Source organism: Acinetobacter sp. AB03, assembly GCF_058107045.1.
Genome location: NZ_JBUEBA010000002.1, coordinates 101,891 through 112,914 on the forward strand (window position 1 = coordinate 101,891; position 11,024 = coordinate 112,914).

Here is an 11,024-nt window from a genome sequence, read left to right on the forward strand (position 1 = left end):
TACACCAATAAAAAAACCCTCAAGCCGAGCCTTGAGGGAAGAATAGAGTCACCTATGATTATTATTTTTTAGTTCGTGTCTGCTGCTTACCGAGCTAAGCAGATTTGGCAGTCTCAACGGATTGCTGCTGAGCTTCCAACTCACGAACCAATGGCAACACTTTGGCACCGAAGTATTCAACCTCTTCGATAAAATGTAAAAAACCTGAAAGGATTAAATCCACACCAACGGCTTTTAATTCCACAATACGTTCGGCAATTTGGCGTGGTGTACCAATCAAATTGGTTTTAAAGCCATCATTATATTGAACCAAATCTTCAAAGGTCGATTTGGCCCAGTTGCCTTCACCTTCAAGTGTTGCTGCTCCCGCTTCACGGGTAGCCTCACCAAAGGCATGTACCGCTTGAATATTGGCTTTATCAATAATTTCTTGCAGAACCGTTTTCGCTTCTTCCTCGGTATCTCGGGCAATGATGAAAGCATTGACCCCAATTTTGACCTGATGACCATTTTGTTGGGCTTTTGCACGAATATCATCAATCTGTTTTTTGAGCTCCTCAGGGGTATTGCCGTTGGTGAAATACCAGTCTGAAACCCGCGATGCCATATCCCGTGCAGCGCGTGAACTGCCGCCTTGGAAAATTTCAATATGCGGCTTTTGCACAGGTTTGGGTGACAAGGTGTAGTCTTTGAACTGGTAGTATTTTCCATTGAAGCTATAGTTGTCTTGGGTCCAAACGCCTTTTAGTGCACGAATAAATTCTTCCGAGCGGGCATAGCGTTGGTCATGTTCAGGCCATGCTTCACCAATGGCATCAAATTCGCTGCGAAACCAACCACTAACCACATTAATCGCAATACGTCCTTGGGTTAAGTGGTCGATGGTTGCAAGCTGTTTTGCGGCAAGCACGGGTTTCCACGGGCCAGGTAAAATAGCGGCAATGACTTTGAGTTTGCTAGTTTTGGCTAAAATACCGTGACTAAAGCTGACCGACTCATGTTGGTTTTCTGCGTTATAACCCGCAGTAAAACGAATCTGAGTCAGAGCATAATCAAAGCCACTTTTTTCTGCAGCCTTCGCTAAACGGACGTTATAGTCATAACTCCAATCCGTACGTTGCTCAATATTACTTACCACTAAGCCACCGCTGACATTGGGAACCCAATAAGCAAAGGTAATATTTTTATTCTGTTGTGACATGTGAAAACCCTCTCAATGCTTTTGCGTTAAGCGACCTGTGGTTTGGCTTTTTTCTGATGCAAGCGAGACTCGGCTGCATCTAAATTCGGAACTGCGGCTGAAGGCAGCACATCGTCTTGTTCGATTTGTGTGTTGATACCCAAGTTTTGATTTGCAAGTTGGGTCTTTTCTTTCACTACTTCTGCACGCTGACCTTTGGCAGGTGCCCATTCTAGAATGGGTAAAGCACGGGCCACAGCAAGGGTGATGCGATCTCGTAATAATTCACTGTGGATGGTATACGCGGGTGTAAAGTCTTTGTCTGTGGCATAGACACCAATAGGTAAAGTTTGCGCTTGGAAGAAACTAAATAATGGGCGGAGTTGATGCTCCAGTACCAACGCATGACGCTCACTGCCGCCTGAGGCTGCAAGCAGTACCGGTACATCGACCAGCGCCGTTTGCTCAACAAAGTCGAAAAAGTGTTTAAACAAACCAGTAAATGAAGCACGGTAAACTGGTGTTCCAACAATCAACGCATCGGCAGCTTCGACTGCGGCTAAGTCATCTTGCACACGTTGTGGCAGTTGATTGCGGTAAATCGCACCACCGAGCAGATGGCCAATTTCGCTGAATTTAATAAAATGTACATGGATTGGGGTTGCATCGCCCAGTTCATTTAATATTTCTTGTACTAGCGCCTCAGTTTTAGACGGGGTATTTAAACCGCCTGACACAGCGACAATATTGAGTGGTTTTTGCAGTAAAGTAGACATAAGGACAGCCCTAAAGTGTTGTATCTCGGAATGGGCTTATTTATCTAATATCTGCATTTGGTCTGTAAAATAAAGAAATAGCGTTAAGTTATCTAATTTTCAGATATATCTGTTGATGCCGAAAAAGACTATCTAAATTTTTATTAAATGGTTGTATTTTTTATATATATTTAAATTAAATAACCTTTTTCAATGTGCTGATAAATTTTATATCAAAATGTGATTAGTTATTTATATTTCAATATCGACTTGGAATTGAGGCTATTTTCCTGCCTAAAGCGTGATAAAGTGAAAAAAAGTTAGACTTTGCATATCCTTATCGGCACTTGTATGGTTAGAATAGTCAAGACTAGTGCACTCGAAATCTCTCGTTGCTTATGAATATATTAATCGTTGATGACCATCCGCTGTTTCGCCATGCGTTAATCCAAGCTGTTCGTTATAGCTTACCGCAAGCTCAAATTCATGAAACAGCCGCAGTAAACGAGTTTTATGAACGCCTTGAAAAAGGTCCTGAACCTGATTTGGTGCTATTGGACTTAAACTTACCAGGTGCTTCGGGTTTTTCTGCATTGGTACATGTTCGTGCCCAGTATCCATCATTACCGATTATTGTCGTTTCAGCGCATGAAGAGACGTCGATCATTCAGCGTTCAATTGCGCATGGTGCGATGGGGTATATTCCAAAGTCGGCACATCCAAGTCATATTGGCGAAGCAATTCGCGAAGTCTTAGATGGTGAAATTTGGTTGCCGCCAAATTTACCTGCTAACATGAACTTTGACCCACGTGCTGCCGATGAAACTGCACTGGCTGAGCGGATTCAATCCTTAACGCCGCAGCAGTTCCGTGTTTTGATGATGGTGGCAGAAGGTTTGCTGAATAAGCAGATTGCTTATGAACTTGATGTTTCAGAAGCGACAATTAAAGCGCACGTGACTGCGATTTTCCGTAAGCTCGGGGTACAAAACCGAACTCAAGCGGTCCTTGCGATCAATGCTTTAAATATTGAAGAAAAACGCATGTAAGCTGATCTATTGAATTAAAAAAGCGCTGAATCATCAGCGCTTTTTTTGGTCTTAAGTTTAAGCCAAGCAGTTTTGTTTGCTGGTGACATCAGTACAAAATAAAGGATTTAAAGCACATTGCAGATCATCAATTTGCTCTTCAGAGACATAGCCCTGTTGTTTCAAATAAGCCGCAACACGGTCATCGCGCAGACTTAAAAAGGCCGCATCATACACGCCAAGATCGACAAATAAAGCCGCCGTTTCTAAGCTATTGAAACGGTCTAAGTAGATTTCGTTGTCATACATGAGGAAAATATGGTCTTGTGTTCCTTGCGCATCAATACTTAATCGATCCGCCAAGACTTGCGGTGGTGTTTTAATAAAGAGCAGATCCGACAATTGGTCAAACTGGGTGGTGTCGAGTTGATCCTGATCGGTTTTGACTTTACCGAGCCATGCTTTAAACACCAAAACTGCACCGCCGCGAAGGAGCATGCTCCACATTTGATGGCGCACATCTGCACTGAGTCCGCTGGATTCGGCTTCCAATGCCAGCAAGAACGGGTCTTCTTGTTGCTGAAGTTTTTCAAATAGACCTAAACCTTGCGGTTGGTAAGCCGCGGGGCGAAACACATCAAAGTCGAGTTGTTCAAACACTTGTAATGCGAGGGGAATAGCGGTGTGATACAGCGTATCTAAGGCCTGAACATGAGTCTCGCTGAGTTTACTTTGTTTAAAGAGTTCAACCCAGTCGATACTGGGTAAAAAGGCATTGGCACTATACTGGCGCAGAAATTGTTGCGACTGATCTGAGCCATGTGGCATTGCTTTAGAAATGTTCATCATAAAACTCCAAGAGAAGGATGATCAGTTTCTTCAGCGAAGGAAGGGGTATATAGGTAGAAAAACTGATCTTTTCTTAGTCCTAGTTATCTGCCAATCCCCTATGGAGATGAATAAGACTAAAGTCGTAGTTTATGTTTTTATGCATATTTAGTTTAGATAAAACAGGTGCTTGAGAAATTGTAACTAAGTATACAAGTGTTCACTAATGTAATTGGTGTATTTTGCCATAGTAAAAGTAGGTGTGTAATTTTTAGCCAATATTGTTGGGCTTCAACGTGCTGAAAATGAGCACTTTTGTAGAAATCTTTAAAATTTTAGTCAGTTTGCCATGTATACAGAGCCTAAAAAAGACAAAACCCAAGTCATATGACTTGAGTTTTGTGAGTAAATGTAGTGAATTTATTCAGGATTTGAAATTTTTAAACCCGATAACCATGCTCGTAAAGAAGCAGGTTTTAATGGTTTTTTCAAAAGCACGATATTCATATCTTTGACCCGTTGTGGCAGTTCAGGATCTGAGTCTGCGGTAATCAAAGCGACCGGGACATTTTCTTGACGATTGGCCAAAATAAAGTCCAAACCAATTTTGTCATGATTTAAGTGCTGATCGACCAACCAGACCTGAATGCTTTCTTGCTGAATCATCTCAAAAGCCTGTTCAGGTTCAGTTGCTTTAAACACTTGATAACCCCATTTGGTGAGTAAAGTCGACATCCCTTCTAAAATGGTTTCATCATTGTCCAAGCACAAAATCTTATAGGCTTTGGTTTTGAGTGGAACTGCTTGTACAGGCGCTGCTACGACTTTTGGTGGGTCAATGATTGGTACTTCAATCATAAAGCATGAACCTTTGCCATACTCTGAATAGACATGTACTGGGTAGTCGAGCAGGCTGGTCATCCGCTGTACGATGGCCAAGCCCAAGCCAAGCCCTTGCTCACCCCATGGTGAGGTATGACCGCAGCGCTCAAACTCTTGGAATAGTTTGATTCGTTGTTCTTCTGCAATCCCGGGTCCTGTATCCCAAACTCCAATTCGAATATGGCGTGGTTTGTCCGTGGAGCGGAGTACGCCCACCACCACTTTGCCTTTGGCAGTGTAGCGTAGGGCATTACTGACAAAGTTCTGAATAATACGGCGAATCCATTGTGGGTCGGTATCTATCCAGAACTGAGCATCATGTACGCTGAAACGAATACCGCGCTGTGCTGCAATGGATTTAAACTGCAATTCGAGGTCACTGAGTAAATCATGCAGCGGATAAGCCTGACGGTTGGGTTGAATGGTGCCACCTTCAAGACGGGCAATATCCAACAGGGCAGACAACATACTTTCTGCACCGTGTAAGGCACGATCAAGCTGTTGTAAGGTTTTACGGTCTTCTTCACTTTGTACGCTTTGTTCTAAAGCTGTACTGAACAGACGCGCAGCATGCATCGGTTGCAATAAGTCATGACTGGCCGCGGCAATAAAGCGGCTTTTCGACATATTGGCTTTATCGGCTTGTTCACGTGCCAGTTGTTGTTCAGTCAATGCATCTGCTAACTGTTGAGTTCGGTCTTGGACACGCGCCTCCAGCATGGCTTCATTTTCACGGAAGGCGGTAATGTCGGCGAAGGTGGTGACAAAGCCGCCGCCTTCAATTGGATTGCCACGCATTTGAATGACACGACCATCTTTACGAATGCGTTCAAACTCGTGTGCGCTACCGACTTGCATCCAGTGCATCCGTTTCCGTACATGTTCTTCGACCGAACCCGGGCCACATTCGCCGCGCTCTGCGTTATACCGAATCAAATCGGAAATTGGACAACCGACATAGACAATGTCCTTCGGATAATCAAACAGTTTTAAATATTGGTTATTCCATGCCACCAAACACATATTTTCATCGACCACACTCACCCCTTGGGTCATGTGGTCAATCATGGTCATGATCAGGTTTTGATTAAAACGTTGCCACTGTGAGGCTTGGTCTAGAATGTTTGCCACTTGCCCCAAAGCGAGGCCATTGTTGACCATTGCGGTGGTGAGCAGGGTACGTGCCGATGCAGCGCCAATCGTGCCTGCTAAATATTGTTCGGTAAAACGCCACCACATGCCGTTGGCATTGCTGTTTTCATTCAGCACCACATTGTTCTGGGCACAGAACTGTTGGAAAGCGCGCATAGTTGCGCCATCGCCAGTAATCCGTTTGGCTAAGGTGATTAAATCACCAACTTTTAAGCGTGCAACATCGTGATGAATGTAGTTGATGTCTGTTGACGTGCTCTGTGTTGGCAGTGGCTTAGTTTCATAATAGAAAAAGCTTTCTGCTTGAATTTGTTCGGCCACGCTGGGGCGGAAAATTCGGGAAATCCAAATGTATAAAATAATATTCAGACCCAGTGCCCACACCACCCCATGGGTAAGTGCGGCAAAGGATTCAAAACCGAGCAGGGCTTCAGGACGTAACCAGTTAATGCCCATTGGCCCGAAATTGAGAAAGCTTTCGGTAAAGTGTGAATATTCAGCAGGCAAACTGCGCAGTACAGTGGGTAACAGTAGGGTGTAGGCCCACATACCAAAACCAGCCAATAAACCTGCATAGACGCCTTGTTTACTGCCGCCACGCCAGTACAGACCACCTATGAGGGCAGGTGAGAACTGAGCCACCGCACTAAAGGCCAACAAGCCAAAGACTGAAAGTTGGTCAATGTCATTGAAAAAATGGAAGAACAAAAAGCCCAATAACATTACGGCTAAAATACAGACCCGACGGGTAAATTTAAGCACCAAGGGTAAGCGTTTATCGTGGCGGGACAGTAAATTAGTACGCCATAAGGCAGGCATGATCAAGTCATTACTGAGCATGATCGATAGTGCCACTGAAGACACCAACAGCATACCCGTAGAGGCAGAGAAGCCGCCTAAAAAGGCCAATAGGGTTAACCAGTCTTGGCCATAACTTAAAGGTAAAGACAAAACCGCTACATCGGGAATCGCTAAGTAACCTGGCGTTGCATGCAGCGCCCAACTGGCAATCGGGATAATAGCAATGATGGTTAAAACTAAATAGACTGCGAACCAGCGCCGTGCCCCGCGAATATGCTTTTCATCACGCAATTCGACCACAGCGACGTGGAACTGACGCGGTAAGCAAATGATCGCGAGTCCAGCCAACAAGGTTTGAATCCAAAATGTATCGGGCACCCCAATGAGTTGTACTTGATGGAAAGTCTCTGCGACATCTTTGGAAATTTGATGGATGTTTTCAGGTGCAGCAAACACGAAAAAGAGTGCGACACACAGCAAAGCAAACAGTTTGACAAAAGACTCGAAGGCAACCGCCAACATCAGACCACCATGTTGTTCTGTATTGGCAATCTGTCTGGTCCCGAAAATCATGGCTAAAATGGCCAAAATACCAGTGAGGAATAACACACCGTTGGTGGTTGAGGCGATGCTGCCTGCGGTGGGCTCTAAAATCACCGCAGCACTGAGTGCAATAGCGCGTAACTGCAGGGCTAAGTAAGGAATAATCGCAATGACGGCGAGGATAGTCACCATTGAGGCCAAAGGCCCACTTTTACCATAGCGTGCAGCGACAAAATCGGCAATCGATGAAATAGCATGGTGCTGACGGACGCGGCCTAAACGACGCCAAATGTCATAGCCCAGTGCGACGAAAAGTAGTGGGCCAAGGTAGATCGGCAGAAAGATAATGCCTTCACGAACTGCTGCACCTGTTGCGCCATAAAAGGTCCAAGATGAACAGTAGACCCCTAAAGTTAAACTAAACAATAGCATGCGCCCACGCGTGCTCAGGCGGCTGGCGTGTTTCTCACCAAAAAAGGCGCAGATAAAGAGTAAGACGATATAGAGGGCCAATACCCCGATAATGAGCCAGCTGTTCATTTTACCTAAAGTTTTTCCATCATCTCGGCCATCATAGCGCATCTGGGATAGAGGCTGCTGAGCTTGTTTAAAATTTACAGACCAAAGTCTAAATTACAACCCATACAGAAGCTTGCTACTTTAGCAAATGTAATAATTCGAATTAAAAAATTGTATCTACGGTTGGATACAGACAGGAGTATGGTTATGGATGAGAGACAAGTAGAACAGATTCTACAAAATCCCAAATTCAAGGAAATGGTTAGTCGTAAAAGTAAACTGAGCTGGACACTGACAACCATTATGTTGGTTGTATACGTTGGTTTCATGTTGTTGGTCGGCTACAACAAAGAATTTTTAATGACTTCAGTCAGTGGTGGGGTGACCACGATTGGCATGCCATTGGGTCTAAGCATTATTGTATTGTCTTTTGTTTTGTGTGGTGTTTATTCGTATATCTCGAATAACAAACTCGACGCATTAAATGAAGAAGCAATGCGTGAAGTCGAAGCCATTGCGCAAGAGAAAGGACAGCACTAATGAAATGGAATTCATTGAAAGCGCTTGCAGTCGCTGCTACAGCACTGTTGGCTTCGAGCCTAGCACTTGCAGGCCCAGATTTGGGTGAGGCTCAACAGCAAGCTACAAACTGGCATGCAATTATCATGTTCGGTATCTTTGTCGGATTTACTTTGCTCATCACCAAATGGGCAGCAAAACAAACCACCAATACTGCTGACTTCTATACAGCGGGTGGCGGGATCTCAGGTTTCCAAAATGGTTTAGCGATTGCGGGTGACTATATGTCCGCAGCGTCATTCTTGGGTATTTCCGCAATGGTTTTCAGTTCAGGCTTCGACGGCTTGCTGTATTCATTGGGTTTCATGGTCGGTTGGCCAATCGTATTGTTCTTGGTGGCTGAACGTCTACGTAACTTAGGTAAGTTCAACTTATCTGACGTAGTGTCATTCCGTTTAGCAGAAAAACCAGTACGTACGCTTGCAGCAGTAAGTTCATTGGTTGTCGTTGCATTCTATCTGATCGCTCAGATGGTGGGTGCAGGTCAGCTGATCAAACTGTTATTTGGTTTGAACTACAACATTGCTGTGGTGATTGTCGGTCTTCTGATGATGGCTTACGTGATCTTCGGTGGAATGTTGGCAACAACTTGGGTACAGATTATTAAAGCTGTGATGCTTTTGTCTGGCGCGACATTCATGGCTTTCATGGTGATGAAAGGCTTAGGCTTCAGCTTCTCTGAAATGTTCACACAGTCAATTCAAGTTTTCTCTAAAGTACATGACATTTCTTTAGCAGAAGCGGGCAATATCATGGGCCCAGGTAAACTTGCAGCGAACCCAATTGATGCCATTTCTTTAGGTTTGGCTTTAATGTTCGGTACAGCGGGTCTACCACACATCTTAATGCGTTTCTTTACCGTTAAAGATGCTAAAGAAGCACGTAAATCAGTGGTTGTAGCAACGGGTTTCATTGGTTACTTCTACCTTTTAACTTTCATCATTGGTTTTGGTGCGATCCTTTATGTATCGAACAATCCACAGTTCCTTGATGTCGCGAAAATGGCAGTAACTGGCAAGCTAGAGCTTGTTGGTGGTAACAACATGGCAGCGGTTCACTTGTCTGATGCATTGGGCGGTGACTTGTTCATGGGCTTCATTTCAGCAGTGGCGTTCGCAACGATTCTTGCTGTTGTTGCAGGTCTGACCTTGTCAGGTGCTTCAGCAATCTCGCATGACTTGTACGCAAACGTATTCAAGAAAGGTCAAACGACTCCTGAATCTGAACTTCGTATGTCTAAAATCGCGACTTTAGGTCTTGCTATTTTTGCAATGATTTTAGGGATTCTGTTCGAGAAACAAAACGTTGCCTTCATGGTCGGTTTAGCATTCTCTGTAGCAGCATGTGCCAACTTCCCAGTGCTTGTACTGTCAATGTTCTGGAAAGGTTTAACCACACGTGGTGCGGTGATTGGTGGTGTGATTGGTCTAGCGACTGCAGTAACACTGATTATCTTATCTAAAGCCGTTTGGGTCGATACATTGGGCATTTCTGAAACCCCAGTAAACCCATTCAATGGTCCAGCAATCTTTGCAATGCCATTGGCGTTCTTCTGCTGCTGGTTGTTCTCTGTGACTGATAACTCAGCACGTGCACAAGCAGAACGTAAAGCATTTGATGCGCAGTATGTACGTTCACAAACAGGTATTGGTATCTCAGGTGCTTCAGATCACTAATCTGAACCTGAACTAAAAAAAGCCCCTTCATCGGGGCTTTTTTTATGGTGTTGATTCTCTTAACTGTGTTGGCTTTGAATGCTGAAAGACCTAGATTGTGATATTCAGTACTCAAGCAGTACTCAAATTGTTGGGCAAAATGAATCGACTGACACGAATAAAAAGCATCGGTTTCAGTGGCTATTCATGCTAAGTTAAAAAAGCGAGAACAAGAACCAATCAAACTTGGCTTTAAAAATAACAGGCTGCATATGCAAGTATTTGTCGAATTTTGGAAAGGCTTCCGTCTACTGCCTTCAGCATGGTTACTGCTGTTGCAATTTATTATGCTGATTTTGGCACTGTTGAGCGGCCATAGCTTGTCCTTACGTGTATTGGTTTGGGGCTTAGGTGTTTTGGTCCTGTTACTCATTGCCAAGGTCATTCGTCAGACCCCCGTGTTCACCATTCTCGGCTTGAGTTTTGTTGGTGGGGCATTGTTCTTTTCCTTACTGATTTTACTGGGTGCGCGAGATCCGATGCTGTTGGTGATTAGCCATGCCTTTGAGGCGATGGCCTATTTTATTGCGGCCTATGGCTTGCTGCGCTATATGTTCGCAGACCGTTATTTGACCAAAGATGAGCTATTTGCTGCAGGGGCAGTGTTTACCCTTATTGCATGGGGTTTTGCCTTTTTATATAGCATTTGCCAGATTTTAGAACCCAATAGCTTTTTAAATCCCAATGTGGCGGGTGCACAGTCATGGCTCGATTTATTATTTTTAAGCTTTAGTTTGCAGTCGGCGACAGGTTTGTCCGATTTAATGCCACTGACACCGCTGGCCCGTATGATTGCAATGTTGCAGATGTTTTGTGGGGTGATGTATTTGGCTTTAGTCGTCTCACGCTTGATTGCCTTGCAGTATATTCAGCATCGACCCAATGATCATAAAGAAAATTAAACTGTTACAGGATTCGCACTGCCTTATTTTTAAACATAAACTATGATAAAACAGAATTGTTAAATTTTAAGCTATTCATTTTTCAGGTTTTATTAGACTCGTCTAGTTAACCATTTTGCTTATATCTTTGTACTAAAATT

The 11,024-nt window shown here is 44.0% G+C and carries 8 protein-coding genes; 4 read left to right on the top strand and 4 right to left on the bottom strand.

What is annotated here, in order from left to right:
* Positions 1-94: 94 nt before the first annotated feature.
* Entirely contained in the window at positions 95-1,201 is a 1,107-nt protein-coding gene (gene sfnG / locus ACY3FQ_RS00660; RefSeq protein ID WP_159152719.1) for a dimethylsulfone monooxygenase SfnG, read from the bottom strand.
* Positions 1,202-1,227: 26 nt separating this feature from the next.
* A complete protein-coding gene (msuE, locus tag ACY3FQ_RS00665; RefSeq protein WP_078425075.1) occupies positions 1,228-1,956 on the bottom strand; it encodes an FMN reductase in 729 nt (242 codons plus the stop codon).
* A gap of 377 nt (positions 1,957-2,333) precedes the next feature.
* Here msuE and ACY3FQ_RS00670 point away from each other — a divergent pair, with 377 nt between their 5' ends.
* Positions 2,334-2,984 (top strand): response regulator, encoded by a 651-nt coding sequence (locus ACY3FQ_RS00670; RefSeq protein ID WP_004691689.1) that lies wholly within the window; start codon positions 2,334-2,336, stop codon positions 2,982-2,984.
* A gap of 57 nt (positions 2,985-3,041) precedes the next feature.
* Here the strand turns inward: ACY3FQ_RS00670 and ACY3FQ_RS00675 are convergent, their stop codons facing one another.
* The gene (locus tag ACY3FQ_RS00675; protein ID WP_159152769.1) at positions 3,042-3,809 is read right to left on the bottom strand and encodes a hypothetical protein; all 768 of its coding nucleotides are present in this window, start codon (positions 3,807-3,809) and stop codon (positions 3,042-3,044) included.
* A 402-nt stretch (positions 3,810-4,211) separates the two neighbouring features.
* Positions 4,212-7,709, bottom strand: a complete 3,498-nt coding sequence (locus tag ACY3FQ_RS00680; protein WP_159152768.1) for a hybrid sensor histidine kinase/response regulator — start codon at positions 7,707-7,709, stop codon at positions 4,212-4,214.
* A 186-nt stretch (positions 7,710-7,895) separates the two neighbouring features.
* On the opposite strand from ACY3FQ_RS00680, the gene ACY3FQ_RS00685 reads away from it, so the two are divergent.
* The 3 genes from ACY3FQ_RS00685 to ACY3FQ_RS00695 all read left to right on the top strand — a co-directional run bounded on the left by ACY3FQ_RS00685 (position 7,896) and on the right by ACY3FQ_RS00695 (position 10,884).
* Positions 7,896-8,228: a DUF485 domain-containing protein gene (locus tag ACY3FQ_RS00685; RefSeq protein ID WP_004691685.1), complete on the top strand. Its 333-nt coding sequence runs from the start codon at positions 7,896-7,898 to the stop codon at positions 8,226-8,228.
* Positions 8,228-9,943: a cation acetate symporter gene (locus ACY3FQ_RS00690; protein WP_489773513.1), complete on the top strand. Its 1,716-nt coding sequence runs from the start codon at positions 8,228-8,230 to the stop codon at positions 9,941-9,943. Before ACY3FQ_RS00685 ends, ACY3FQ_RS00690 begins: the two co-directional genes overlap by 1 nt.
* Positions 9,944-10,194: 251 nt before the next feature.
* A complete protein-coding gene (locus ACY3FQ_RS00695; RefSeq protein ID WP_004691682.1) occupies positions 10,195-10,884 on the top strand; it encodes an ion channel in 690 nt (229 codons plus the stop codon).
* Positions 10,885-11,024: the final 140 nt, after the last annotated feature.

What these genes read in the sequence shown, in the direction of transcription:
- ACY3FQ_RS00695 (WP_004691682.1), top strand. Translation starts at nt 10,195, where the DNA reads ATGCAAGTATTTGTCGAATTTTGGAAAGGCTTCCGTCTACTGCCTTCA.
- ACY3FQ_RS00680 (WP_159152768.1), bottom strand. Translation starts at nt 7,709, where the DNA reads ATGAACAGCTGGCTCATTATCGGGGTATTGGCCCTCTATATCGTCTTA.
- msuE (WP_078425075.1), bottom strand. Translation starts at nt 1,956, where the DNA reads ATGTCTACTTTACTGCAAAAACCACTCAATATTGTCGCTGTGTCAGGC.
- ACY3FQ_RS00670 (WP_004691689.1), top strand. Translation starts at nt 2,334, where the DNA reads ATGAATATATTAATCGTTGATGACCATCCGCTGTTTCGCCATGCGTTA.
- ACY3FQ_RS00690 (WP_489773513.1), top strand. Translation starts at nt 8,228, where the DNA reads ATGAAATGGAATTCATTGAAAGCGCTTGCAGTCGCTGCTACAGCACTG.
- ACY3FQ_RS00685 (WP_004691685.1), top strand. Translation starts at nt 7,896, where the DNA reads ATGGATGAGAGACAAGTAGAACAGATTCTACAAAATCCCAAATTCAAG.
- sfnG (WP_159152719.1), bottom strand. Translation starts at nt 1,201, where the DNA reads ATGTCACAACAGAATAAAAATATTACCTTTGCTTATTGGGTTCCCAAT.
- ACY3FQ_RS00675 (WP_159152769.1), bottom strand. Translation starts at nt 3,809, where the DNA reads ATGAACATTTCTAAAGCAATGCCACATGGCTCAGATCAGTCGCAACAA.